This window comes from Nocardioides sp. Root151, from assembly GCF_001427925.1.
Lineage (GTDB): Bacteria > Actinomycetota > Actinomycetes > Propionibacteriales > Nocardioidaceae > Nocardioides.
This window is the reverse complement of record NZ_LMGG01000007.1, coordinates 650,641-675,951: the sequence shown is the minus strand read 5'-3', so window position 1 is coordinate 675,951 and position 25,311 is coordinate 650,641. Positions and strand designations below refer to the sequence as shown.

Genomic DNA, 25,311 nt, shown 5'->3' with positions numbered 1-25,311 from the left:
ATGAACTCACAGACCCACGAAACCCGGTCAGCCCTCGACACCCAACCCGCCCTCACCGTCCGCGACCTCACCCGCTCGTACGGCGACGCAGCCAACCCGGTCCGCGCCCTCAACGGCATCGACCTCACCATCCCGACCGGCAGCTTCATCGCCGTGATGGGCCCCTCCGGCTCCGGGAAGTCCACGTTCCTCAACTGCGCCGCCGGCCTCGAACGCCCCGACGGCGGCCGGGTGCTGATCGGCAGCGACGACGTCACCGACTGGTCGGAGTCGCAGCGCACCAAGCTGCGCCGCGACCGCATCGGCATCGTCTTCCAGGGCTTCCACCTGATGCCCTACCTGACCGCCGAGCAGAACGTCGGGCTCCCCCGGCGCCTGGCCGGCGACCGGGTCGACAAGCAGCTCGTGCGTGACCTGCTCGGTCGCGTCGGGCTCGCCGAACGCCGCAGCCACCTCCCCGGCCAGCTCTCCGGCGGCCAGCAGCAGCGTGTGGCGATCGCCCGCGCCCTGGTCAGCCGGCCCGCCGTGCTGCTCGCCGACGAACCGACCGGCGCGCTCGACTCGTCCAGCGCCCGCGAGATCCTCGAGCTGATGCGGCACAGTGTCGACGAGCTGGGCCAGACGGTCGTCATGGTCACCCACGACCCCGTCGCCGCGTCGTACGCCGACTCCGTGGTGTTCCTCGTCGACGGCCGCGTGGCCGGCCGGATGGACCGACCCAACGCCGACGCGGTGGCCAGCCAGATGGCCCACCTCGACGACCTGGTGATGGCAGGAGCGGCGTCATGATCGGCCTGGCAATGCGCTCGCTCAGCGCTCGACGTACGGCGTTCACCGCCACGTTCGCGTCGATCTTCTTCGGCACCGTGCTGATCGGATCGTTCGCGACCCTGCTCGAGACCTCGTTCACCGACATGGCCAAGGTCGACCAGGACACGCTCTTCATCATGGGCGCCGTTGTCGGCAGCTGGGGCACGATCATCGTGCTCTTCTCCCTCGCCTCGACGCTCGGCATCGCGGTCCGCCAACGCGACGTCGAGATCGCCCTGCTCCGCACCATCGGCGCCTCGCCCCGCCAGGCCCGGCGGATGATCCGCATCGAGACCTTCGTGGTCGCCCTGGTCGCCTCGGCACTCGGCGCCGGTGCCGCCTGGCTCGGCGGACGCGCGCTCTTCACGATGATCCGTGAGGGCGGCATGGTCGCCGACACCGTCGACTACGCCGGCGGCCCGGCCTCCCTGGGCATCACAATGCTCGCCGTGCTCGCCACCAGCCTGGTCTCGGCGACGATCGCCGGTCGCAAGGCGACCAGCGGTGCCGCCACGATCGCACTGACCGACGGCAATGCCGGCACGCAGAGGATGCGCTGGTGGCGCGTGCTCGTCGCCGTGCTCCTGATCGGCTACGGCGTCACGATGGCGGTCATCACGATCACCGTCACCGCCCACTCCGACGACCCGTACGACGCGATGGCCACCTCGGGCTCCAGCTCGATCCTGGTCGCGGCCGGACTGGCCTGCATCGCTCCCCTGCTGCTGCGCTGGGCGGCCACCCTGATCCGCCCGCTCGTGGGTCGCGCGGGAAGCACCGGCCACCTCGCGGCGTACAACACCTCGCGCCGGGCACCGCTGCTGGCCGGCGTGCTCGCCCCGGTGATCGTCTTCACCTCCGCCAGCATCGGCACCCTGATGGCGGTCGGCATCGACGGCCGCACCCTGGCCGAGTCGAACCCCGACTCCGACACGATCAACATGCTCAACAACGTCGTGGTCGGCATGATCTCGCTGTTCGCCGCGATCATGGTGGTCAACGCGTTCGCGGCCGTCGTCTCGCACCGCCGCGGTGAGCTGGCCCGGCTGCGCCTGCTGGGCGCCACTCCCGAGCAGGTGCGTGGATCCGTGGTCGCGGAGGCCGCCATCGTCGCGGTGGTCGGCGTCGTCCTCGGGACTGCCGCCTCACTCGCCACGGTCGTGCCGTTCGCGATCGCCCGCGACGAGGGCATCGTCCCCGACGGACAGCTGTGGTTGCCGCCGGTGCTGGCCGTCGTCGCCGTCGCCATCACGCTGTGCTCCGCCGCGGTCGCCGTACGCCGCACCACGGCACGCCAGGCCCTGGCCGTCGCGGGTGCAGGGCAATGAAGGCCGACGCAGTGACAGACTCAATCACCATGTCCCTGCCCTTGCCGCGGATCGAGTCGATCCTCCCGAAGCCGGTGAACCGCGAAGCGTTCATCGAGCGGCTCCGTCTGACCACCGTCGCGCTCGGCCAGGCCTTGCTGATGGTGCCGGCGCTGGTGCTCGGCATCCTCACCCTGCTGGCCTGGCCGCTGCTGCTGGTGTTGGTCGGCTTCGGGCTGGCCCACCTCGCGGTGCCGGCCACGGCCCAGCTGACCCGGCTGCACCGCTGGGTCTCCGGTCAGCTGCTGGGCGAGACGATCAGCAGCGGGTACGCCGACACCACCGGCACGAACCCGCTGACCCGGGCGTTCATCTGGCTGCGCGACCCGGCGCGGTGGCGTGACTTCGCGTTCCTCTGGTTCTCCGTCACCGGCGGCTTCGTGCTGTCGCTGGTGGTGGTCGGCCTGCTGGTCTCGCCGATCACCTACCTCTTCGGGCTGGTGCTCGACACGAGCGTGGCGTGGGCGCTGCTCCTGCTCCTCTCGGGTCCGATGCTGGTGGTGTGGTGGCTGGTCACGCCGGCCCTGGTGCGGGCCCGGGCGCTGGCCGAGCGCGGCATCCTCGGCCACTCCCGCGTCGAGCAGCTCGAGCGCCGGGTCGAGGAGGTCGCGGTCTCCCGCTCCGAGGCACTCGACCACTCCGCCGCGGAGGTCCGCCGCATCGAGCGCGACCTGCACGACGGTGCCCAAGCCCGCATCGCCGCGGTCGGGATGAACGTCGGCCTGGCCGAGAAGCTGCTGGCCACCGATCCGGGCGCGGCCGCGGAGCTGCTCAAGGAGGCGCGTGAGACCACGGTCTCCGCCCTCGAGGACCTCCGCTCCGTGGTGCGCGGAATCCACCCGCCGGTGCTGGCCGACCGCGGACTGGGCGGTGCCGTCGAGGCGATCGCGATGGCGATCCCGTTGCCGGTGACCTTGGCTCTCGACATCGACGGCGAGCTCCCTCCGCCGGTTGAGTCGGCCGCCTACTTCGCGGTGACGGAGTGCCTGACCAACATCGTCAAGCACGCAGACGCCAGCAGGGCCTGGGTGACCGGCTCCTACGACGGCGCACTGCTGCGACTCGTCGTCGGTGACGACGGACGCGGCGGCGCCGACCCGGCCGGCTCCGGGCTCGCCGGTGTGTCGCGGCGACTGCTCGCCTTCGACGGCACAATGGACCTGACCAGCCCTCTCGGGGGACCCACAGTCGTGACCATGGAGCTGCCGTGCCCGACCGCCCACGGATCGTCCTCGCCGAGGACCAGGCCCTCCTCAGGGCCGGCCTGACCAGGATCCTGGAGGCCACCGGCTTCGAGATCGTCGCGGCGGTCGACAACGCCCCGGCACTCACCGCTGCCCTCGCGGGCCCCGATGTGGATGCCGCCGTGGTCGACGTACGCATGCCGCCGTCGTTCACCAACGAGGGCCTGGTCGCGGCGATCGCCGCCCGGCAGGCCCGGCCCGGGTTCCCGGTGCTGGTGCTCAGCCAGTACGTCGAGCCGCTGTATGCGCGCGAGCTCCTCGCCAGCGGAGAGGGTGCGGTCGGCTACCTGCTCAAGGACCGGGTCGCCGACGTCGACAACTTCGTGGCCTCGGTGCAGCAGGTCGTCGACGGCGGCACCGTGCTCGACCCCGAGGTCGTCGCCGCCCTGGTCGGCGGCGTCTCCCGGGACCACCCGCTCGAACGGCTCACCGCCCGCGAGCGGGAGGCACTGACCCTGATGGCAGAGGGCCGGTCGAATGCCGCCATCGCCGCCCGCATGTTCGTCACCGAGAAGGCGGTCGGCAAGCACATCAACAGCATCTTCACGAAGCTGGATCTCCCCCAGGCCTCCGACGACAACCGCCGCGTCCTCGCCGTCCTCACCTTCCTCGGCGGCTGAGCCCTCGGTGGTCGCGCAGGCCGAGGAACGAGCGTCTCGAAACCACCACCCCGCCGTTGGTTGAGGAGGGCGCTCTGCGCCCGTCTCGAAACCAACCACCACTCAACGAATCAGGATGTACTGATTCCTGAAGCGCGCGCGCCACGTCCCGCTGCGGGTGGGCGGCATCGGCAACGGTGGTGCAACTGCGTCGTAGGTCTGGCCGGTCGGCGTGGTGATCTCGATCGTGTGCCGCTCCGGCCACTGACTTCGCGTCTGATGCCGCCATCGAGGCGTTGTCGCCCAGCGAGCCGATAATTCCGAGGTGATCGAACAGGAAACTGATGCTAGACAGCGCCACCGACAGCGAGTTCTGGCTGAGTCGCAGGGGTACCGCGACGGTGCTTCAACCGCAAGAAGGGTTCCTCGACGCACACCCATGACAAGTGCACGATGGTCGCCGTCAGGAGAATCGCCACAAGGAAGGACACAGCCTTGCCCGGCCAAGACACGCCCGCCGCCGCTGCCAAGATCGGGTAGTGCCACAGATAGATGGCATAGGAGCGCTGGCCGATCAGTCTCATGATGGGGCTCGTGAGGAGACCGGACCGAGGCTCCTGCACCAGCATCACGATCGCCGCGGCAGTCAGCCACGGCACAAGGGTCGTGACGATGAGGAACTCGGTCCGGAGGCCGACCAAGCTCATTGCCAGCACCACCCCGAGCGCTGTAGCGGCGATGAACGGGCGATTCCGTCCCACGGGCCGCCCCGACAACCACGCCGCCGCCAGACAGCCAACGAGAAGCCCATCCATGCGCGAGTCGGTGCCGAAGATGATGCGAAGCGGGTCTGCGTCCACGGAGTACAGGTAGAGCCGCTCGATGATGGCAAACGCCGATCCCGCCGCCGCCGCCCACATGACGGCTCGCCGCCCCCAACGCATGCTCGCGACGAAGACCAAGGGCCACACGATGTAGAACTGCTCTTCAACCGCCAGGGACCACGTGTGCATGATGATGGTGTCGTGGCCCTGCATGGCCGTCGTGAAGTTTCCGACGTAGAACACGGCTCCGAGGAAGTCTTGACCGCTCGGCATTACAGGACTGTCCGAAACCACGGTCAGGACGGCGACCACCCCGAGGAAAAACAAGAGTGCGGGCAGCAGTCGCAGCGCTCGTCTGACGTAGAAGGCACGGAACGACACGCAGCCAGCCCCGGCCCGTTCGTCCAGAAGCAACGCGGTGATCAGGAACCCGCTCAGGGTGAAGAACATGGTCACTCCGACGGTGCCGGACGCATGCACTTGCGGCACCATCGTGTGTGCCAGCAGGACCATGAGGATTGCGATCCCACGCACGCCGTCCAGGACAGGCCGGCGACCGAGGTGCCAGGTCTCTCGTTCGCGGCTGCGCGCGAGACTCACGGCGCGACCAGATAGACGCGTCCCGCGTCAGCAGTAATCAGGTCCCAGGAAAGGCGTTCTTGCAGGGCCGTGGCCAACGGTGAGTCCTCCACCAGCAGCGCGTGGCGCGCACCCGTGGTCCGAACCGCTTCCCGCCACCCGGCGGCCGCGGCGTTCATGGTGGCGTAGTCGTGAAGCTCGCCCAAGGAGTAGGCCTCGGTGAACCCGTCGATGAGCGGGTCGACGTTGGGGTGCGCCCAGCGCAACCAGCCGCCCGACGCGTAGTCGTTCAGCACGGGAGTGCCCGAGGGAAGGGCACGGAGCTCATCATTGATTCCTGAGGGCATGCCAGCCGGCTTGGCCGCCACGTGCGGCACCACCATGGCAAGGACGGCGAGGGAAGCCACCACCGCGCCGAGCAGAACCGTCGCTTCGCGACGGCTGCCCGCTTCTCGCGATCGACCCAGCCAACTTTGGATGGCAGCGGCCAGGAGAGGCGCCGCGATGATGGCGCCCAATGTGACGGTGCGAACTGCGAGCAGTGTCCATCCAGTCGCCATCAGCAAGAGCAGCAAGCGCGTCCACGGAACTCGCTCTGTCTGACGAGCCCAGGTGAGAACGATCAACGCGAGCATGAGGGCTGTCGCTCCTGGTCCGATCGCACGGAACGACGGAGCCTGCCACTCGGTGATGAATGCACTGATTCCACTGACAGCAAAGGGCGCCTCCAACAACGCGGGACCCACCGGCGTGATGGCCGCTGCGCAAATTGACGCGACGGGGAGGGCTGCAAAATGGAGCAGGGTTCGTCTATCCACACGGCGATCCAGGGCCAGTCCGAGGACGACAGCGATGCCGACGAGAGGCCCGGTGAACCACATGCCGTGCGAGCAAGCCCACACCCAGGTCAAGGGCACCAGCCACCAGCGTGCGCGCAGGTCGTCGGCCGTGCGGAGCCAGGCAACAACCGTGACTGCCAACAGGATGTAGGTGACCATGTGCGGTCGCGGCGACAAACTGGCACTCATGCCGACCGTGCAGAGTGCGACAGTGAACGCGGCAGCGGTCAACCCAGCGCTTCGTCTGCAGGTCTGGTAGATGATGACGACCAGCACCACGAGGGAGAGCCCGAAAAGCCACGCAACGCCGGCCAGTCCGAACGCGGACTCGAAGCGGGACGCGATCACCTCCGGCAGCCACTGGGTGAGGACGAACGGACGATCGTCTGACGTTGACCAGTCCGGTTGGCCGACTGATTTCGCGGTCCAGACGTCGGATCCGAGCCGGAGGTGCCAGAAGCTGTCCGGATCCGAGATGGGACGGGCAGCCTGACGAACCACGGCCGCGATGAACATTGCAAGCAACACGAGAGGTGCCCAACCGAGGATGCCGGACGCGCCGTCGGCGCCGGCTCTTGCCGGCGCCGACTCGTCGCTCCCCGTTGTCCTCGCTCCGGAAGGTGCCTGATCAGTCAGCGATTGCTCCATGTGCTTTGCCCCCGAGAGTTCGATTGCTCAGAAGTTGCCGACAGCCGCAGCAAGGGTGTCGTAGTACGAGTTGAGGGCATTGCCGAAGGTGGCCACGCCGAGAAGGATGGCCATGGCGATGAAGCCGACGAGCAGGCCGTATTCAGTCGCGGTTGCGCCGGACTCCGAAGACCTGGTCTTCGATCCCTGCAAGAGACGCATCAGGATTCTCATGTTCCCTCCGAGTGAATCTGTTGGTGAAATGCCCACGGCCGACCGCTGCCGACGTCTGTCGGCAGCGGCCGGCCGTGTTCAGGTCAGGCTGTGATCACCAACCGCCGACGGTGCCGCCCAGACCGGCGAAGAAAGTGTTGAGCGCGTTGCCGAAGATGGCGACACCGAAGACGATGACCAGGGCGATGAGCCCGACCAGCAGGCCGTACTCCGTCGCGGTCGCGCCCTTCTCGTCCTTGTCGGTCTTGCCGATGAGCATGAGGGTGATGAACTTCTCGAGCATTTGATTCTCCCTGTGTTGAGTCCTGCGGATGTTGAGTCCGAGCCCCCACAGGACTCGTTCTGGGCTCAATCTTGCCGGGATCCTTGGGCCTGCGGATCGGGTGATCCGCTCACACCCCATGGTCATTTCGGACTACCCGGGACCCACCAGGTGGTCTGGTCCAGTAGTCGTCAGGGTTTGACGGAGGAGAGCAGACCAGTGCGCATCGCAGTCACCAAAGCTTGGGCGCGATTGGTGGCGCCGAGCTTCTCGTAGATGCGCGTGATGTGCGTCTTGGCCGTCGACTCACTCATGAAGAGCTTGCCCGCGATCGCAACAGTGCCCAAACCTTCGGCAAGCAGCTCAAGCACTTCTGTCTCGCGACCGGTCAGCTTGGTCGGCTGCGGTTCCGAGGCTCGCCGGATCATGGCGGCGGTCAGACCGGAGCACAAGAAATTTCGGGGGGATACAGCCGCGTGACCGGCTGCCTGAACGACCTCGCTGGCCTTGCTGTCTTTGCCCACGAACGCTGAGGCACCCGCCTCCATGGCCGCGAAGATGTGCTCGTCGCCGGCATGCATGGTGAGCATCACCAGACCCACGCTGGCGCTCTCGGCACGGATGGCCCGGATGATCTCCAGTCCAGTGCCGTCCGGCAACTGCAGGTCGGTCACCACGACGTCGGGTTGCAGTGCTGCCCAAGCGGCCTTGCCCTCGGCGACGCTTCCCGCCTGACCGATGACCGTCATCTCTCCCTGCCGTTCGAAGGCGCGGGCCAAGCCCTGCCTGATCAGCTCGTGGTCATCGATGAGCAGGACGCGTGTGGTCATCGCTCGGGCCTTCCGTGATCGCACTGTTGTTCCTGGACTGCACTGTCACCACAGTGCCACCATCTGGCCGGGGCGTGATGGTGAAGTTGGCATCGATTCGCTCCGCACGCTCTCGCATCGTGTGCATCCCGTAGTGGCCGGGGCGTGCCCCCGCCGCTCCGACACCGTCATCTTCGATGACCAGACGGACGCACTTTCCGTCGCTGGCCAGCGTGACCCACAGGTTGATGGCACGCGCGTGCTTGCGCACATTGCCGATCGCCTCCTGCCCAATGCGCAAGAGCTCCTGCTCGACGCGCGGGGGCAGTCGTGGGCCGCGCTCATCGAAGAGCAGGTGGACGCGCATGCCGCTCTGGTGACTCACCTCGCGGACATACTCAGCCAAAGCACCCGAGACGCTGCTGGCCTCGTCGAGGTCGTGCCGAAGGTCAAAGATGGAGAATCGCAACTCACTGACCACCCGGGTGATCTCGGCCCGCAAGTCGTCGGCCATTTGGCGTGTGGCGGGGTCGACGCTGGTCTCCGCGATCTCATCGGCCAGATAGCCCAGAGAAACGATCTCTTGGGCAACACCGTCATGGATGTCCCTGGCCAGCCTGTTGCGTTCTTCCGACGTGGCGAAGGAGCGCACATCGTCGAAGAGGAGTGCCGTGTCGAGACGCACCGCCTGGGTGTCGGCAATGACCTGGAGGTCGGCCAGTTCCGCCTTCGACCACGTGGAGGTGCGGCCGAGCAGCAGGACACCGAAGCAATGGTCACCGACCCGCAGCGGCAGGGCGACCAAGCCCTTCCCCTGTCGCGGGCGGCCAGTCCAGGCGCAGATCGACGCCATCTTCTCGTCGGCGGCGGTCACCGGGCCGTCTATGACGAGCGATTCGAACGTGTCCTTCCCGATCTTGAGGATGACGGCGGACCGTTCCGCGCTCACCGCCTTTCGTGCCGCCTCGTTGAGTGCGCGGGCAGCAGTGACACTGTCCAGGCCCACCGGAAGTTGTTGAGTCAACGTGTGCAGCTGCGCAACCAGGTGGTGGGCTGCGGCGTACGGTGCCTGCGTCGTCTCCATCTCGCGGACAGACCGGCTCTGCCAGACGGCGAGCATCCCCGCGCCGAGGCCGAAGACCAGCCAAGGCATGGAAGCCTGGATCGCTGCTCCGTCTCTTTCCAGTGAGTTCATTGTTGCCCAGGCGCCGATCATTGCAGCACCACAGGCCAACGACGTGTTGACAGTTGTCACCCATCCGTGCCGCAAACCCGCGACAACCGGCGGCACAACGAGATAGATGAGCAAGGGTTCAACCGGTCCATCGGCTGTGCCGATCAGCACGACGGCCAAGACTCCCTCGACCACCGGTGTCCAGGGCAGCGTGCTGCCTTCGGGGTTGAACTCAACCGCGCAGGCAACCGCGGCGAGCAACACCAACGAGATCAGGATGATGCCCACCGAGTCGATGCTCCCGACACTCAGGGCCTGGCCCGTCGGGATCGCCAGCACGAAGGCCCGGGCGGCCGTCGTGACGCGCCAAGACCGCGCGCCAGCCGAGGCCGCGCGCGAGGGAGTGCCGGATCGAAGTCTCATCAGCCGAACAGACCCTGAGCCGATAGCACGACCGGCCCCATGATCACGATGAAGATGCACGGCAGGATGAAGAAGATCAGCGGGAACAGGATCTTGACCGGGACCTTCTGGGCTTTCTCCTCGGCGCGTTGTCGTCGCTTGTCACGCATCTCCTTGCTCTGCACCCGCAAGACCCGGGCGATCGGGATGCCGAGCTGATCGGCCTGCACCATCGCCAGGCAGAAGGACTTGAGGTCCTTGATCGTCGTGCGCTCGCCCATGGCCCGCATCGCCTCCATGCGACCCACGCCGATCTGCATCTCCTGGAGCAGGCGCGCGAACTCCTGAGCCAACGGCCCCGTGGTGTTCTTTGCCACCCGAGCAACCGCGGCATCGAAGCCGAGCCCGGCCTCCACCGAAATCGTCAACAGGTCGAGAGCGTCCGGCAACGCATTCTGCATCAGGAGCGACCGCTTCTCCCCCGCGTTGTGCAGCAGGATGTTCGGCAGGAGGTACCCCAGTGCCCCAAGGGCTCCAGTGACTAGGAGCAGCTTGGGGGCTGCGTAGTCCTGGGACAGCCCGTACAACCCTCCCAACCCGCCCAGGAACGCCATCCCCAGAACCTTGAGTCCGATGATGCGATTGACATCCCAGCCTTGAGGGTTGCCCGCAACATCAAGCTTGTGCTGGAGGCGCTCTGCAGTGTCAGCACGGGTCAACTTGCGCCCAAGACCCACCACCTGCTCACCCATGGGCGCAATGACACGCTCTGAGAAGGGCCGCTCAAGCTCCTGCTTGAGCACATCGGGAGCCTGGTCGATGGCCCGCACCGCCGCCAGCGAACGTGCGACGCCGCGCCGTTCATTCGTGGCCACACCGATCACAGAGAGAGTCAGGGCCATCGCGCCGAACAGGAGCAAACCGCCCAGAAGGAGGAGCATTCCCGCGCCCATCTCAGACCTCCACCTTGACGATCTTTGACATTACGAAGAATCCACCGAGGAGCATCGTGATCGCCGCCGCACTCATCGCGTACCCCAGGGGCTCGGTGTAGAGCGGGCGGACCGCATCTGGGCGGACCAACAGCATGTAGAGGAAGAGCACGATTGGCATGCCACCTAGCACGTAGGCGGACATGCGTCCTTCGGCACTGAGCACCTTGACCTGCCTACGGAGGTACTCCCTCTCGCGGAGCGTGTTCGCCACGGTGTTCAACAACTCCGACAAGTTGCCGCCGACCTCGCGCTGGATCCGGATCGCCATGACGACCCAGGCAAAGTCCTCGCTCTCCATCCGGTCCGCGACGCCATCAAGGGCCTCCTCGATCTGTACGCCGAGGCGCTGCTCGACCAGAGCCCTCCGTAGTTCACCGGACATCGGCTCGATGCCCTCGCGCACGACGGTGTCGATCGCCTGCGGCATCGACAATCCCGCGGAGAGTCCGCCCGCCATGAGCGTGAGCGTCTCTGCCAGCTGGGAGTTGAACGCAGCCAGTCGCTTGCTGTGCCGACGCCTGAGGTAGAGCCAGGGAAGGATGGTACCGAGGACAAGGAAGACCACCATGGCCGGACCACCACCGAGGATTAGTCCGATGAGTCCCGCAGCAGCCGCCACGCCAGCATGGATCAACAGCCACTCGGCAGCGGTCAGCGAGACTCCTCCGCCGGCGAGACGCTTGTTCAGCCTCTGTTCAAAGTCCCCCTTCACGAAGTTCTCGGTCAGGGCAACCGCGGACTCCTTGAGGCTGGCCGGCGCAGCCTCCCCCGCGCGCTTGCCCTTGCCTCCGGGCTTGGCCTCGCCGAGGTACACCGCGAGACGCCGCTGGTTCTCGCTCGGGCCCTTGGCACCCATCATCACGATGGCGAGCAGGATCGCGAGACCGACGCCGAGCGCCAGTCCCCCGAGCAGTAGGGCACCCTTGCCGACCTTCGCCTCGCCGTGCGAGACCGCCTGCGGCCCTTGATCGGCCACCGCGATCGTGACCAGCGCCGAGTCGTCGTACGTCGCGCCGCCCGCGGTGAGCTGCACCGCGAGGTTGACCTCGTCAGTGGACTTCTTGGGAGCCGGGAAGGTGACCAGCACCTGGCTGGCCAGAGCGTCGGCCTGGGCGGTGAAGACGCCCTCGAGCGACGCTGGGTCAGCGTCGATGACGCTGCCGCCACTGGCATCGGAGATCTGGGAGAGCAGCGCTCGGTCGGCCGGGCTCTGGTCGAGGGACACCACGTCGACAACAACCTGCTTGTCGGTCGCGGAGGCGATCGCGTCCGCGATCGGCGCACCGCCACCCTGGTCCTTGCCGTCAGAGAGCACCAACACGTTGCGTGCTCCGTCGACTCCGGCGAGGTCGACGGCTTCGACGACTGCGTCGTAGACGCGGGTTCCGAGGGTCAACTTGATGTCATCGATGGCCGCCGCCAGAGTGGCGTGATCGGTGGTTGGCTCGATGGTGCTCTGCACTGTGCCGGAGAAGGTCAGCAGGCCGATCTTCACGTCCTCAGGGGCCGCGTCGAGGAACGCCTTGGCTGCAGCCTTCGCGTCCTCGATGGGTGCACCACGCATGCTCCGGCTCGTGTCGAGTGCGAGCACCGTGGTCCGCTCGATCTCTCCCGCTTCGACAGTCTTCGCCGTGGCGTCTACCGGGTCCCCGTCGACGGTCACGGTCACCGCGTCCAGGTCGGGCGTGGCACCACCGGGCAACTTGTCAACCGCGACCAACACCGACACCTTGCCGTCCGCGGACTCGACGTGATCGATGTTGATCTCATCGGCCGCGTGGGCGGGCGATGCGAAAAGCACGATCCCCACTGCCCCGAGCGTGGCTGCGGCCCGAGCCAGGCGGCGCTTGGTCACCGGTAAGCCCCCATCGCGAAGACCGCCGGGTCGACGTGCACGTTGTGATCGGCCAGGCGGTCGAGGAACCGCGGGCGCAACCCGGTCGACTTGAGGTGACCCCGTGCACGACCGTGCTCGTCGAACCCGGCGGCGTAGTCGAAAAGGAAGACGTCCTGCAACGTGATGACGTCGCCTTCCATGCCGATCACCTCGGTGATCGCGGTGATCCGACGGGTGCCGTCCTTGAGACGGGTCTGCTGGATGATCAGGTCGATGGCACTCGAGGCCTGCTCACGGATAGCGCGCACCGGCAGATCCATCCCGGCCATCATCACCATTGTCTCGACTCGCGACAGCGCATCGCGTGGGGTGTTGGCGTGCACGGTCGAGATGGAACCGTCGTGGCCGGTGTTCATGGCCTGGAGCATGTCGAGCGCGGACGCGTCACGGATCTCACCGACGACGATGCGGTCGGGCCGCATGCGCAGGGAGTTGCGCACCAGGTCGCGGATGTGGACGGCGCCCTTGCCTTCGATGTTGGCCGGGCGAGACTCGAGGCGAAGCACGTGCTCCTGGTGGAGCCGAAGTTCGGCGGCATCTTCGATGGTGACGATGCGCTCGTCCTCAGGGATGAAAGAAGAGAGCACATTGAGTGTCGTGGTCTTGCCGGCACCGGTTCCACCCGAGACCAGGATGTTGAGGCGTCCCTTGACGCACGCTTCAAGCAGCGTGGCCGACTCTCGGCTCAGGGTGTCGAAGGAGATCAGGTCCTCGACGGTGTACGGGTCCTCGGAGAACTTTCGGATCGTGAGCTTGGAACCATCCAGCGCCAACGGCGGGATGATCGCGTTGACACGGCTGCCGTCGGGAAGGCGCGCATCCACCATCGGGCTGACCTCGTCGACACGGCGGCCGATCTTGCCGACGATCTTGTCGATGGTGCGTCGCAGATGCGCCTCATCGCTGAAGACTGCATCGACCCGGGTGAGCTTGCCACTGCGCTCCACGAAGATGTCCGTGGCACTGTTGACCATGACCTCGGTGAGGTCGGGGTCGCGGAGGAGCGGCTCCAGCGGACCGTAGCCGAGAATGTCGTCGGCGATCTCTTGGGTGATGCGCGTGCGGTCGGCGCCGGACATCGGCTGGTCAGTAGTGGCGATGGCGGTCTGCAGCGCGGCTCGAACCTGAACCTCGAGCTCGCTGGCCGTCATGTTGACGTCGTAGAGCTTCGGCCCGAGTGCCGTCACCAACTGGGCGTGGACGACCTTCTTGAGGTCGGCGAAAGGATCGCGAAGCGTCGGGCGCTTCGCGCGGTCACCCGCCGGAACACCCGCCTCGGGGTCACTGTTCACCAGGGTCATGCTGCGCTGTGCCGCCTGGATGCGGTCTGCAAGTGCCATGTCAGCTCACCTTCTTCATCCGGAGCTTGCGTCGGCTTCCCCGTCGGGAGCCACCTGCCGACTCCTGAGGGGGAGCCGGGGCAGCGTCGGCGTACAACTGACCGGCGAAACCGGCCAGGGTCTTGCTGATCTGGTGGCCGGAGTTCGAGCGGACGATCGCCTCACCACGGTTGACCGCCGCGAGAACGTCGCGGCTCGACGGCAGGCTGATCGTGGCGTCGACGCCCAGGGTTTCTTCGAACTCCTTGGCAGACAGGCCTACTTTGGAGTCGGCACGGTTGAGCACCAGACGCCAGCGTTCACGCGGGAAGTTGAGGAGGTCGAGGGTGCCCGCGGCAAGCTTCAGGCTCTTCAAGGAGGGGATGTCGAGAGTGCCGACCACTACGAGCAGCTCACTGTGGTCGAGAGCCGCAAGCGCGTGGTCGTCGAAGGCGCCGGAGGTGTCAACCACCACGACCTCGAACATCGTCTTCAGTGTCGCCAGCACCGTGGACACCTGGTCGGGCTGCACATGGGTCTCGAGCTGCACGGGCGCCGCCAGAACGCTGAGACGCTCCGAATGCTGGCTGAGCAGGGACTCGATGCCGCTCGCGTCGATGCGACCCGACAGTTGGGTCAGGTCGGCCAACGTGTGCAGTGGAGTCAGTTGCAGCATGATCGCCACGTCGCCACACTGCACGTCGAGGTCGACGAGACACACACTGTGACCTTGGTCGGCCAGCGATGCCGCCACGTTGGTGGCCACCATGCTCTTGCCCACGCCGCCCTTGGTGGAGAACACCGTGAACAGCGCACCGTCAGTCGCATCGGCGGTGCGATCGGCTGTGCCGATCATTGCGTGCGCAAGGGTTCGAGCCCGCCCGACGGCCCCGCCCAGACCGGCAAGGTCGTTGGCCGCTAGCACGTCGCGCATACCGGAGCGCAGTGCGCTGGCCAGCACATCAGAGTCCACCGCCGGCCTGAGCATGATCACGCCGAGGGCGGGGCGCTGGATGCGGCTGGCCTCTGCAAAGGCACCTGCCGAGCCCGCGTCGACAGAGGTACCCAGGACGACGGCGTACTCGTGCAGGTGCTGCGTCAGGTGCTCCTGCAAACGGTCGAGCGAGTCGACCACGCTCACGTCAGCACCCAGCTCCTCACGCACGAGGCGGATCAGTTCGGGGTCCTGCTCAACCAGGGTGGTCATTGCCCGATCCCCGCAAAGACTTCCGGCATGATGTCGCGGACGACAACGCCCGGTCCGTCCTTGACCTTGGATTTCTCGCTCAGCAGCGCGAAGGCGAGGTCGCCGTTGCGGTCAGCAAAGATCAGCTTCTCGGCCTGCTCCTGGTCGACTGCGAGGGTGAGGATCGTGCGCGGAATCTCTTCCGTGGTCTGACCGTCCTTGGTCTTGGTGGTCTTCGACGTGATCGTCGTCGTGCCGACACCGATCACCTGCACCTTCGAGACCAGCAGACGTGTGTAGGTCGAGAGCTTCTGGGTGCTGCCGTCGGCCTTGATCGCCTCCGGGTCACCGGACGCGAAGATCGCCACCTCGGAGCCCGGAATCACGAAACCAGCCACGCGTGCCGGGTCCGTGAGGTCGACGCTGATGGCCAACTTGTCGTCCGGGATGTTCAGGGCAGCCTCGGAACCCGCGGCCCCGAACTTCTTGCTGATGATCTGCTCACCCGGATAGATCGCGCCCAGAGCTACGTCGTTCGTGATCGAGTTCGTCGAGGTCAGGGCCCCGTCGACCATGTCGTCACGGACCACTTCAGCGGTCTCGAACTTCCCGGCGGACTGCGCGTCCTTGACGGACTCGCCTGCGTCGATGGTGTCCGTGACGGTGAGCACCTCGACCAGTTCTTGGCCTTCGGTGGCCCGGGCGTCGATGCCCTGTACGTACATCACGATCATCGCTGTGCCCAGGGCTGCGATGAAGAGCGCTGCCATCAGGAGGATTGAGCGTCTACCCATGAGTGTTGTCCTTGTCGCTTGATGTCTTGTTCGCCCCGAGTCGTCAGTCGACGAGGACGATTACCTTGGCTCCGGTGCCCGTGTATTCGGATTCGCCGCCCTCGGCGAGGGCCGTGTCAGGCAGTGCCTTCTCGTTGAGGAACCAAACCCGCAGCTCGCGGACCTTGGTCCCGTTGAGGTCGATCCCGTTCTCAGTCGGGACAGTGCCCGGCGAGTTTTTGGTCGCCGAGGCTGGCTGGTCTGTGATGAAGCCAGGCCGGAAGCCCTGCACCGAGACGTCCTTCTTGCCGTTCGGCGCTTCTGTGATGATCGGCACCCACAGGAACCGCGGCGACTTGAAGATGTCGGGGCTGATCACGGGCCCGCCGTCGTAGCTGGCCTGGGTCACGTCGCCCACGCGCACAGAAGAGTTGGTGAAGAAGCAACTGAGCACGTCGTCGTTGAGACTCTTTCCGCCAACACTCGTGTTCGGCCGACTGCACGGTGACGTCGCCGGCCGAACCAGCCTTCCCGGGTATCCCGATACTCCGTTGATCAGACCGTCGCCGAGTGCGTTGGCAGGCAGACCTGTGTCGGTCGACAGGCAGTTCTGGCCATTCGTCGCGGTCTGGATCGCACCAGCAACACCACTGCAGAGGTTCGGCGCGTTCGGCGCGCCTGGCATGGTGCCCAGGCTGTGCGACAGCCCGAGGGCCACGTTCAGCGCCAGCATGCCGTTCGGTCCTCCTCCGGCGGTCTTGCCGTCATTGCGGTCGATATAGAGGGAGCCGAAGTTGCCCTGCTCGCTGCCCTGGCAGAACAGTTTCTCGTCGCCGATGGTCAGCTTCTTGACCCCACTGGTCGCGTTGCCGTCTGTTGCCGACCACTTGTTGTCCTTGAAGACCCGGACATACCAGATGTCGTCGTTGTTGATCACGTCGCTCGGCACGGTGGAGACGGTGATCTTCGTGTTCGAGTTGACGGTCATCGTGGTGCCGCCACCGGGGCTCTCCCAGTGATCGCCCGAGGCATTGGTGAAACCGACCTTGGTCACACCGGTGAGGTTGGTGCCGGTGATCACGAAACCCGGCAGCGACGTGCCCACCGGCGACAGGCTGGTCGACAACCCGGTCGGGCTCGCGTTTGTCAGGGTCGGCGTCGTCGGCGTCAACGGAATCACCGGAGGGCTGCCGTGGCCGTTGGAGTCCTGGGAGAGGATCTGCTGACCATAGTTGCAGGTGGAGCTGGCGTAGAACGGCATGTTGCCGTTGCGCGGCGGCGACTTCACCTCTGCTGCGGCGAACGCCGGCACGTTGACGGAGTCGACATCCGAGACCGCCTTCGCAAGACCGAAGTTCACCTTGGCCACGGGTGCGGTCAGTTCGATGCGCCATCCGGAGCACTTGACGTTCCCGCCCTTGAGCGTGCCGTCGAGCTTTATGTCGCCCAGGGCCTTCGGGTCGCCACCTTGGTCGATCCAGTTCTTGAGGAGATACTCCGCGGCAATCTCCTTGGAGAGAGGGGTGCACACGTTGGTGCCGTCGATCTCGGGTGCCGCCGCCAGAACCGCCTGGTCAACAGCGCTCTGCAACGACGCGCGCTTCGCATAGACCTGGCCCATGTCGACGGCGACCGCGCCGACACCCAAGAGAACCAATGCGAGGAGCGCGAACAACACTGCCGAGGCGCCGCGCTCGCCGCGCGGCCGGTCGAGTCCCAGGAAACTTTTCATCAGCAGCCTCCCACGTATTCGATGCGAGCCGAGGCGGTCTTCTCGACGTCAGGGAACTCGGGCAGGAAGCCGCCGATGGAGGGTGACTTGAACTTCACCCTCACCGTCACTTGGTCGCCCGGCTCCTTGCCTGCGCCGGTGTTGCCCGGGCCCTTGCTGAAAGTGGGCGTGACGGTGATTGCACCCGACGCTGCACCACCGACGAAGGCTTTGACCTTGGCGACATTGTCGCTCGCATCGGCGTTGCACGGGTCCACGGCGTACTGCCGGGCCCCCTCACGTGCGGCGTTGGCGCCAGTCTGGTAGGCCCAGAAGAAGATGGATGCCTGAATAATCCCGATCAGCAGGGTCAGCAGGATGACGGCGATCAAGCCGAATTCGACAGCAGCCGCACCGCGCTCATTGCGCTTGCGTGCTCGCTTGTGTTCCCCACACATCTGCCCACCCCTTGGTCTCCGGCCAACCCCCCGGCCAAAACGGACATTAGGTGCCTGCGGAGAGCCAGATACATGAAAGCCCTTATTTAGGCCCTCTTGTCCACAGAGACCACCCGTATGGACTAGACCGGAGTGACACGAAATGGGTAAGACGGGTAGATGCAACGAGGCGCTCCCCAAAATTGGGGAGCGCCTCGTGAAGTCCGCCGTGGCGGCACTGGGGTGTCAGATGTGTCAGTCTTGACTGAAGAACGCCAGGATGCGCAGCAGGTTGGTGTAGATCCAGACCAGGCTCACGGTCATCGCGAACGCTGCACGCCAGGACTCCTTCTCCGGGAGTCCGGCGGCGACGCCCTTCTCCACGAAGTCGAAGTCCATGATCAGCATGAACACACCGAGGATCAGGCCGGCGAAGGCGGTGACCATGCCGAGGCCACTGACCCCGAAGAGGCCGATCTGGGCGCCGAACATGCCCAGCACGAGCTCCATCAGCGAGAGGCCGATCATGCCGAAGACTGCCGCGATCACGAACTTCTGGAACTTGGCCGTGACCTTGATGTTGAAGAACTTGTAGGCAGCGAGCGTGCCGGCGAAGGCAGCGAAGGTGCCGATCACGGCTCCACTGACCACACCCTGACCGAACTGGGCGTCGAACAGCTTGCTGAGGCCGCCGAGGGCGACACCCTCGAACGCACAGAAGAGCAGCACGAGGGCCGGGCTGACGCTGCGCTTGAAGGAGTTGACCATGGACAGCGCGAAGGCGCCGAGGCTACCGATCGTCACCGCAGCAATCAGCTGGTTGAGGTCGCTCTGCGTCAGGTTGGCGTTGTCCTTGATCTCGGGCGTGAGGATCCACGTCGCGAGCGCGGTCACGATGACCAGGCCCAGCGAGATCGCGGTCTTCTGCACGACCGAGTCGATCGTCATGCGGCCCTGGTCGACCTGGCCCTGTCCGTAGCCGGTCTGGCCGGGAGCACCGGTGCCCCACTGCGACGGGTCGGAGACAGGCTGCTGTCCGTAGCCGCCGTGCGTCTGGCCGTTGCCGGCGTACGTCTGGTTGCCATAGGCGTTGGCCTGCCCGTTGAACTCGGGCGAGCGGTTGAACACCGGGTTGTTGCTCTTCATGGTGGTCTCCTCCTTGGAGGCCGGGGCGGTGCCGTCGCTCTGACGACTCCCACGTGCATCTTCAGTCTAGGGGCTGCCTGCATGAGTGAAAACGAACGGCTCCGAGCAGTTGTTCCCGAACGTAGGTTCGCTGCACGTTTTCCTGAACCAGGACCAGGACACAAGGTGGCGCGAAGTTGTCGAACCTCCTGCGAGATTCGTCGTGCCATGCGCTAATTGACCGGTGAACACGTCGACCGTAGTGAGAGCAGGGCGAGCGCATGCCATGGCCTTCTGTACTGTCACGCGCTGACCGTTCATCCGGTGGATCCGAGTCGGCCAACCCTCTTCACAGATCCACGGTCCTGTTCGTGCGAATGTGGGCGTGCGCCCATGTCATCCATCTCGCCGTCAACACTGGGTCGCGTCTGGATTCACCCTTCAACATTGGTGTGGTTGTCGCCGCGGCCGTGCTGATCCTTCGACCGACGTCGCGCCGCTGGCTTTGTGTGATGCTCACAGCCCAGATCGCAGACTTTGTCGCCGAGATGCCGTTCAGTCCCGACCATTGGGCACTCCTCGCGTTCGTGAACCTCGCGATCCTGATCACCATGGCACGTCGGCGGTCCGCGAACCTCGATGCTCTCGCCGCATCGTTTCCTGCCGTGCGTGTGATCATGCTGGTCGCCTACAGCGCTTCTGCCTTGGCCAAGTACAACAGCACATTCATGGAGCCGGTCACCAGTTGCGCCGGAGCCATTGCCAGCCTCGCCAGCTTCGGGTTGACACCACGCATGGAGCTTGGACCGTTCTGGGCAATATCCGTGATGGTCGCTGAGACTTCAATCCCGATCTTGCTGGTTCTGCCATTCACCCGACGCCACGGCGTCCGCGTGGCGATGATCTTCCATTTCATGCTCAGTGCGAGCCCGGGGTTTGCAGTCCCGGATTTCTCGTCAGCTCTGTTCGCGTTGTTCCTCCTCTTTCTCTCCATCGAAGACATCAACCACGTCTTGGATCGAATCAAACGCGTCACCGACCGCTCGAGCGTCGTTCGCGATGCCCGACGGCTGCCCTGGGTCACTGCGACGTTGGCCGTTCTCGCCTTCGGGTTCCTGGGCTACCTGACACCCGCAGCCAGGGCGATCGTGTTCACGTTCTGCTTGTTGTATCTCGGCGGCATGATGCTCGGAGTGCTCCTGACCTGGCGTGCGGCTCGAACCACGAAGGCCTTTGGCCGCGTTCTGTGGGTGCAGGTTCCCGTGATCGTTCTGACGGTGTTGTGGGCTGCGAGCCCCTACCTCGGAGGGCGTACGACGGGAGTCTTCACGATGTTCTCTGGTATTCGCACCGAGGGGACGGCACCAAACCCACTTCTGATTCCGACTGTTCACCTCACGGACTGGCAGGAGGACTTGGTCGTAATGGAGTCAACCAACGACGACGCGATCGAAACCGCCGGCGGCGGGCACATCGGCATTCCGCTCATGAGTCTTCGAAGAATGGCCATGGACAATCCCGACCTGGAAGTCACGGGAGACCTCCACGGAAAGACGGTGACGTTTGGTCCGCGGGCGGGCCAGACCAAATTCGCCCCGCTCGAGTGGTGGGAGTACAAATTCCTTCTCTTCCGTCCAGTCGTCATCGACAAGACTCCGTACTGCAGCAACAGCTGAACGCGGCCTCGGGTTCGACTCCTTCTCGATTCACGCCTCCACGACTTCAGGACGCCTGGCAAGCACCCTGACACGATCTGACGTGCACTCGACTGGAGGCGCGAGATCCTGGCACGGTGACAACCACCTTGAGTCGCCCATACGCCGCGGTTTGACTCCCACGTCGACCACCAGGTTCCCGTGACGGAGGTAATCCGCACGACTCACCGGGCAGCGACCTGGCCACGCCATCGAGGTATCCGGCCGAGCAAGCGCATTGCGACGGCAAGGGTCAGCTGACCTTGAACGTCCAGGTCTTGCCGACGAGAACGTTGCCCTTGACGTCCTTGATGCCCGACGAGACCGTCACGCGGTAGTACTTGCCCCGCCTGAGGTTCGCCGACGGGTTGAGGGTCGCCGCCGTACGAGTCGAGTTGAGGCGGAGGACGGCCCGGATCCGGGTGGTGGAGCCGCGGAGGGTCAGTTTGAAGGTCGATGTGGTGACCCCGGCGACCCGCTCGCTGAAGCGCACACCGACGTTGGTCCCGGCCCTCGCCGTCGACGTTGGGGTCGCCGACGTCACCGTGGGGCGTGTGCCGTCGACCCGGAACGCGCGCCACGCGGAGGAGCCGACAGCGTTCCGCTTGGCGTCGATGCCGGTCACGCGCCACTTGTAGGACCCGTCGGGGACCGGCTCGGTGGCAGCCCACGCGTTGGCTGCGGTGGTGATCGTCTTCCAGTTGCGGGAACTGGCGTCGTTGCGGATCTCGAGCTTGTACGTCGTGGCGCCCGGCACCTCACCCCAACTGAACAGCGACGCGTTCGGGCTGACCCACACCCCGGAGGCAGGCGCCGTCAGGGTCGGCACGGCTCCCTTGGACAGGAAGCTGCCGGCCGAAGACCACTGCCCAGGATTGCCACTGGAGTCGGTGCGACGGACCCGCCAGCGATAGGCGACGCTCGACGGCGGCAGCGGCTGGTCCCAGGCGTAGGCCGAGGTCTTGACGTCCTTGTAGAAGACCCGGTTCGCGGTCGAGAAGGTCGTGTCGTTGTTCTTGTAGACCTCGACGCGGTAGGAGCCGGTGAACGCCTGCGACGCCCACTGGAAGGCGGCCGTGCCCGATACCGTCTGACCGTTGGCCGGTGCCTCGAGGAGGACCCGCGGGCTCTCCTTGACCAGGCTTCGCGGCGCGGACCAGGCCAACCCGTTGCTCTCGGCGTCGATGGCCTGAACCCTCCAGTACAGGGTGCCTTCGGGGTAGAGCTTGGTGACTGCGGTGTACGTGGTCTGGTCCACCTTCTGATCGTCAATCAGCGTGGCTCCGGAGAACGTCGGGCTGGTGGCCACCTGGATCCGGTACTGCATGCCCGCCTGTGGGCTCTTCTCACTGGTCGCCCACCACGTCGTTGCCTGGTTCGTCACGAAGTAGTCCTCCCACTCGAAGGTCACCTCGTTGCTGGACACGTTCTCTCCGGTCGGATCCGAGTCAGATGCGGGCCCGGTGAGCTTGACGGGGGGCGACTGCTTGCGGAAGGACTTGGATCCCGTGCCGATGCTGGAGACCGGGTCCGGGCCGCAGACGTTGAGGGCCTTGCAGGGCCTGATGTGCCAGTAGTAGGCGCTGCCGGCCTGGCTCTCGGGAAGGGCCGCCCGGTTGTTGCTCATCGTGAACGCATAGCGGGTGTTCGTCGTCCCCGGGATGGTGGTCTCGACGAGGTTGGTGAAGTTGGCGTCCTCAGAGATGTAGAGGATGTAGAACGCGATGTCCGGCTGCGGGTCCCAAGAGAGCACGGGAGTGGCCGGGACGCCGTCGCACAAAGCGGCACCACAGGTCGTGCCCGCGTCGAGGGCCTGCCCGTCGAGGGCGAGGCGCTGGCCCTGCACGGGTGCGAAGTCCGCGATCCGGAAGGTGTTGGTCGGTCCCACCTCGATGATGGCCCCGCCGGCGGTGTAGGCCGTGACCTTCCAGTCGTAGCCACCAGGAAGGAAGAAGTGGCTCGAGGTGTCGGTGACCGCCGGGTAGGGAAGCTTCAGCCCCAGCACGTCGTCGGACCATGCGTCTTCGGTGTAGAAGGTGCCGGACCCGGCAACACCGACGGAGAGCTTGTAGTGGTCGGCCTCCGGATGCGGCTCCCAGGTCAACGCTGGGGCTCGGGTGGTGGCCGGGTCGCTGAGGCGTCCGGCGAGCGCGGTCAGTGGAGCGACGCCCGTCGTCGGGATGTCGCCACTCACGTTGAAAGACCGCTGCTCGATCACCGAGGCGACGCCGGTCGAGTCGAGGGCCCTGAGCGTCCACGTGTAGGGGCCTGCGGCCGCGGTGAGCCGGGGGACGGCCGTCGGTGTGTACGACGTCGAGTAGGTGGTGGCGGTCTTGACGTTGCTGCCACTGCTGTTCTTGATCGTGAGGTCATACTTCGCGGCGCCCTTGACCGCGTTCCACCGGAAGGTCGGCACGTCGACGGTGGCACCGTTGGCCGGGCTCACTCCGGAGAAGTAGGCGGCGTCGTAGACGAACGACTGGGTGGCCGAGTAGATGCCCTGGACTCCGGGGACGCCGGGCTTGGTGAACGGCCGGTCGAGCGGACGGACCCGCCAATACATGATGGTGCCCGGGTCCATGACGCAGTCCTCGTCGGGCCGCACGGAGGCGGAGGACCCGGTGACCACGAAGTTGCCCGGGGTGTACGTCGTCCCGGCGGTCTGACAGGTCTCGAAGGTGTTCGGCGAGAAGTTCGCATCGGTGCCGACGTCGAGCTGGTACTGCGTCGCGTGGGTCACCGGGGTCCACTGGAAGTACGGCGCACCACTCACGTGCTGCAGACCGTCGCCGGCCGGGAACACCGCCTCGGGGCGGTTCTTCCAGACCCGGTTGAAATTGTTCTCAGTCTCGGTCCAGGCGGTCGGCTGACCGGCGAGGTCCACGGCTCGCACCCGCCAGTAGTACTGGTTGTTGTCGTAGGTGATCGCCGGGGAGTACTTCGTGCCGTAGACCTTGGCATTCTCCTTGTTGTCGACGATCGTCTGGAAGGCGTCGTCGGTGGCAACCTGGAGCTGGTAGTACTGCGCACCGTCGACGGGCTCCCAGTCGAGCACGACGTCGGTGACCTCCTCGTCTGCGCTGTTCGCCGGACCGGTGATCGTGACCGACTTGATCGACTGGACCGTGAAGCTGACCGCTGGAGACGGCTGGGAGACCACCCCCGAGCCCTTGACCGCCTGGACGCGCCAAAAGCGGGTGCCGGCCTCGAGCGGGTCAGGCACCACAAGGGAAGTGGTGCTGGTCGTGTAGGACTTGGCACCGACGAAGTCGTCCTCGGTGTCGACCTCGACGACGTACGACGTCGCCCCCTGGGTGCCGGTCCACGAGAGCAGCGGCGGGTCTACGGGCTGTTTCAGGGGAGCGTTGTCCACGGGCGAGATCGGGGTCGGGGCCGCGATCTGGGCGATGTCGAAGGAAGAGACCGCCCATCCGGACGCAAAGCCCGCCGAGTTGAGTGCACGCACTCGCCAGTTCTGCTCTCCGGTGGACAGCAGGACGGTGGGGACGGCACGGGTGTTGGTGGTCGTCGTGGTGAACCCGGGCGAACCGAAGTCGCTGTCGTTGTCGACCTCCACCTCGAACTTCACGGCGCCGCTGGGACGCGACCACGAGAGGGTTGGCGTGCTGCTGGAGATGGCGCCGTCGGGTGCCAGGTTCGTGGGGCGGCCGACCGCTGCACTCGCGCTCGACACACCGGTCAGAGAGGCAGCGGCCACAGCCCCTAGGGCCACAAGAGCGGCGAGCCAGTGACGACGTGCAGACGTCGTGGTGGAGTGACTGGACACCCGGGACCCCCTGCTGAGCGATGACAGATCGCACTCACGCTAGGCACAGGGGCCGGCCTCCGAGGCGAAAGCCTGAAAGGTGGTCCGATCGGACTATATGAACTGTCCGATCGGCGGCGCGGCGACCATCCCGGCCTGGGAGGGCTGGCGCGCCTCATTAACCAACGGAGAGGATCGAGGCATGCGCGTGCGGATCGAGGGCCACCACCTGCCGGGCCGGGCGTACGCCGAGCACACGAACGTGCACGTGGCGGTGCAGGTGGGCCGGCTCCCCCACGAACCGGTGCGGGGTGACGCGCGTGAGGCGAGCTGGGAGTTCGACGTACGCGTCGTGCCCACGGACGACGGCCCGGACTGGCGCGGCGAGGCCGTGCACGGTCGCCGCGGCGAGCGCTTCCTCTACCTGACGTGGGGCGACGTGTCGGACGGCGAGTGGGGCATGTTCCGCCGGGCCAAGCTGATGGTCGACGACATCGATGCGGCGCTGGTCTCTGTCGCTGACAAGGACGCAGACCGCGTGCTCGTGGCCCGGGTCCACCTCACCGACGACTATGGCTGCCCGCGTTGCGCACGCGTGCGGGCGCCGGCGATCGAGTGGAGCGTGGAGTAACTACCTC

21 protein-coding genes are annotated in these 25,311 nt (G+C 66.0%); 6 read left to right on the top strand and 15 right to left on the bottom strand.

Annotated features, from left to right (window positions below; genetic code table 11):
* From ASD66_RS20705 to ASD66_RS20690, 4 genes are read left to right on the top strand one after another with little or no spacing between them, the layout of a single operon-like run.
* Entirely contained in the window at positions 1–789 is a 789-nt protein-coding gene (locus ASD66_RS20705) for an ABC transporter ATP-binding protein (RefSeq protein WP_082599640.1), read from the top strand.
* Positions 786–2,138, top strand: coding sequence for an ABC transporter permease (locus tag ASD66_RS20700; RefSeq protein WP_056892090.1), 1,353 nt, complete (start codon positions 786–788; stop codon positions 2,136–2,138). The genes ASD66_RS20705 and ASD66_RS20700 overlap by 4 nt, the downstream gene beginning before the upstream one ends.
* 29 nt (positions 2,139–2,167) lie before the next feature.
* Entirely contained in the window at positions 2,168–3,445 is a 1,278-nt protein-coding gene (locus tag ASD66_RS20695) for a sensor histidine kinase (protein WP_056892089.1), read from the top strand.
* The gene (locus tag ASD66_RS20690; RefSeq protein ID WP_056892088.1) at positions 3,385–4,041 is read left to right on the top strand and encodes a response regulator; all 657 of its coding nucleotides are present in this window, start codon (positions 3,385–3,387) and stop codon (positions 4,039–4,041) included. The genes ASD66_RS20695 and ASD66_RS20690 overlap by 61 nt, the downstream gene beginning before the upstream one ends.
* Before the next feature lie 326 nt (positions 4,042–4,367).
* On the opposite strand, the gene ASD66_RS20685 is transcribed toward ASD66_RS20690, so the two are convergent.
* The 14 genes from ASD66_RS20685 to ASD66_RS20620 form a co-directional block, all read right to left on the bottom strand.
* Positions 4,368–5,444, bottom strand: coding sequence for an acyltransferase family protein (locus tag ASD66_RS20685; RefSeq protein WP_235530184.1), 1,077 nt, complete (start codon positions 5,442–5,444; stop codon positions 4,368–4,370).
* On the bottom strand, positions 5,441–6,910 hold the full coding sequence (locus ASD66_RS20680) for a hypothetical protein (protein WP_156388827.1): 1,470 nt from the start codon (positions 6,908–6,910) through the stop codon (positions 5,441–5,443). Before ASD66_RS20680 ends, ASD66_RS20685 begins: the two co-directional genes overlap by 4 nt.
* 27 nt (positions 6,911–6,937) lie before the next feature.
* Positions 6,938–7,111, bottom strand: coding sequence for a Flp family type IVb pilin (locus ASD66_RS20675; protein WP_200950136.1), 174 nt, complete (start codon positions 7,109–7,111; stop codon positions 6,938–6,940).
* Positions 7,112–7,217: 106 nt separating this feature from the next.
* Entirely contained in the window at positions 7,218–7,406 is a 189-nt protein-coding gene (locus ASD66_RS20670; RefSeq protein WP_056892084.1) for a Flp family type IVb pilin, read from the bottom strand.
* A gap of 170 nt (positions 7,407–7,576) precedes the next feature.
* Complete coding sequence (locus ASD66_RS20665; protein ID WP_056892083.1) at positions 7,577–8,215, bottom strand: response regulator transcription factor; 639 nt, start codon at positions 8,213–8,215, stop codon at positions 7,577–7,579.
* Positions 8,187–9,656, bottom strand: a complete 1,470-nt coding sequence (locus ASD66_RS20660) for a sensor histidine kinase (protein WP_162254300.1) — start codon at positions 9,654–9,656, stop codon at positions 8,187–8,189. The genes ASD66_RS20665 and ASD66_RS20660 overlap by 29 nt, the downstream gene beginning before the upstream one ends.
* Before the next feature lie 134 nt (positions 9,657–9,790).
* The gene (locus ASD66_RS20655; RefSeq protein WP_056892081.1) at positions 9,791–10,723 is read right to left on the bottom strand and encodes a type II secretion system F family protein; all 933 of its coding nucleotides are present in this window, start codon (positions 10,721–10,723) and stop codon (positions 9,791–9,793) included.
* A gap of 1 nt (position 10,724) precedes the next feature.
* A complete protein-coding gene (locus ASD66_RS20650) occupies positions 10,725–12,620 on the bottom strand; it encodes a type II secretion system F family protein (protein WP_056892080.1) in 1,896 nt (631 codons plus the stop codon).
* Complete coding sequence (locus ASD66_RS20645) at positions 12,617–14,002, bottom strand: CpaF family protein (RefSeq protein WP_056892079.1); 1,386 nt, start codon at positions 14,000–14,002, stop codon at positions 12,617–12,619. Before ASD66_RS20645 ends, ASD66_RS20650 begins: the two co-directional genes overlap by 4 nt.
* Position 14,003: 1 nt before the next feature.
* Complete coding sequence (locus ASD66_RS20640; protein WP_056892078.1) at positions 14,004–15,188, bottom strand: AAA family ATPase; 1,185 nt, start codon at positions 15,186–15,188, stop codon at positions 14,004–14,006.
* A complete protein-coding gene (gene cpaB, locus ASD66_RS20635) occupies positions 15,185–15,961 on the bottom strand; it encodes a Flp pilus assembly protein CpaB (protein WP_082599638.1) in 777 nt (258 codons plus the stop codon). The genes ASD66_RS20640 and cpaB overlap by 4 nt, the downstream gene beginning before the upstream one ends.
* A 43-nt stretch (positions 15,962–16,004) precedes the next feature.
* Positions 16,005–17,672: a Tad domain-containing protein gene (locus tag ASD66_RS20630; RefSeq protein WP_056892076.1), complete on the bottom strand. Its 1,668-nt coding sequence runs from the start codon at positions 17,670–17,672 to the stop codon at positions 16,005–16,007.
* The gene (locus ASD66_RS20625; RefSeq protein ID WP_082599637.1) at positions 17,672–18,109 is read right to left on the bottom strand and encodes a TadE/TadG family type IV pilus assembly protein; all 438 of its coding nucleotides are present in this window, start codon (positions 18,107–18,109) and stop codon (positions 17,672–17,674) included. Before ASD66_RS20625 ends, ASD66_RS20630 begins: the two co-directional genes overlap by 1 nt.
* A 234-nt stretch (positions 18,110–18,343) precedes the next feature.
* On the bottom strand, positions 18,344–19,234 hold the full coding sequence (locus ASD66_RS20620) for a Bax inhibitor-1/YccA family membrane protein (RefSeq protein WP_056892074.1): 891 nt from the start codon (positions 19,232–19,234) through the stop codon (positions 18,344–18,346).
* A 350-nt stretch (positions 19,235–19,584) separates the two neighbouring features.
* Here ASD66_RS20620 and ASD66_RS20615 point away from each other — a divergent pair, with 350 nt between their 5' ends.
* Complete coding sequence (locus ASD66_RS20615; RefSeq protein ID WP_156388826.1) at positions 19,585–20,889, top strand: hypothetical protein; 1,305 nt, start codon at positions 19,585–19,587, stop codon at positions 20,887–20,889.
* Positions 20,890–21,160: 271 nt separating this feature from the next.
* Here the strand turns inward: ASD66_RS20615 and ASD66_RS20610 are convergent, their stop codons facing one another.
* Positions 21,161–24,625, bottom strand: a complete 3,465-nt coding sequence (locus tag ASD66_RS20610; RefSeq protein ID WP_056892072.1) for an Ig-like domain-containing protein — start codon at positions 24,623–24,625, stop codon at positions 21,161–21,163.
* A 250-nt stretch (positions 24,626–24,875) separates the two neighbouring features.
* On the opposite strand from ASD66_RS20610, the gene ASD66_RS20605 reads away from it, so the two are divergent.
* Positions 24,876–25,304: a DUF5990 family protein gene (locus tag ASD66_RS20605; RefSeq protein WP_056892071.1), complete on the top strand. Its 429-nt coding sequence runs from the start codon at positions 24,876–24,878 to the stop codon at positions 25,302–25,304.
* The last annotated feature ends 7 nt before the right edge of the window (positions 25,305–25,311 follow it).

What these genes read in the sequence shown, in the direction of transcription:
- ASD66_RS20665 (WP_056892083.1), bottom strand. Translation starts at nt 8,215, where the DNA reads ATGACCACACGCGTCCTGCTCATCGATGACCACGAGCTGATCAGGCAG.
- ASD66_RS20640 (WP_056892078.1), bottom strand. Translation starts at nt 15,188, where the DNA reads ATGACCACCCTGGTTGAGCAGGACCCCGAACTGATCCGCCTCGTGCGT.
- ASD66_RS20645 (WP_056892079.1), bottom strand. Translation starts at nt 14,002, where the DNA reads ATGGCACTTGCAGACCGCATCCAGGCGGCACAGCGCAGCATGACCCTG.
- ASD66_RS20620 (WP_056892074.1), bottom strand. Translation starts at nt 19,234, where the DNA reads ATGAAGAGCAACAACCCGGTGTTCAACCGCTCGCCCGAGTTCAACGGG.
- ASD66_RS20675 (WP_200950136.1), bottom strand. Translation starts at nt 7,111, where the DNA reads ATGCGTCTCTTGCAGGGATCGAAGACCAGGTCTTCGGAGTCCGGCGCA.
- ASD66_RS20670 (WP_056892084.1), bottom strand. Translation starts at nt 7,406, where the DNA reads ATGCTCGAGAAGTTCATCACCCTCATGCTCATCGGCAAGACCGACAAG.
- ASD66_RS20705 (WP_082599640.1), top strand. Translation starts at nt 1, where the DNA reads ATGAACTCACAGACCCACGAAACCCGGTCAGCCCTCGACACCCAACCC.
- ASD66_RS20700 (WP_056892090.1), top strand. Translation starts at nt 786, where the DNA reads ATGATCGGCCTGGCAATGCGCTCGCTCAGCGCTCGACGTACGGCGTTC.
- ASD66_RS20695 (WP_056892089.1), top strand. Translation starts at nt 2,168, where the DNA reads ATGTCCCTGCCCTTGCCGCGGATCGAGTCGATCCTCCCGAAGCCGGTG.
- ASD66_RS20625 (WP_082599637.1), bottom strand. Translation starts at nt 18,109, where the DNA reads ATGTGTGGGGAACACAAGCGAGCACGCAAGCGCAATGAGCGCGGTGCG.
- ASD66_RS20605 (WP_056892071.1), top strand. Translation starts at nt 24,876, where the DNA reads ATGCGCGTGCGGATCGAGGGCCACCACCTGCCGGGCCGGGCGTACGCC.
- ASD66_RS20680 (WP_156388827.1), bottom strand. Translation starts at nt 6,910, where the DNA reads ATGGAGCAATCGCTGACTGATCAGGCACCTTCCGGAGCGAGGACAACG.
- cpaB (WP_082599638.1), bottom strand. Translation starts at nt 15,961, where the DNA reads ATGGGTAGACGCTCAATCCTCCTGATGGCAGCGCTCTTCATCGCAGCC.
- ASD66_RS20630 (WP_056892076.1), bottom strand. Translation starts at nt 17,672, where the DNA reads ATGAAAAGTTTCCTGGGACTCGACCGGCCGCGCGGCGAGCGCGGCGCC.
- ASD66_RS20655 (WP_056892081.1), bottom strand. Translation starts at nt 10,723, where the DNA reads ATGGGCGCGGGAATGCTCCTCCTTCTGGGCGGTTTGCTCCTGTTCGGC.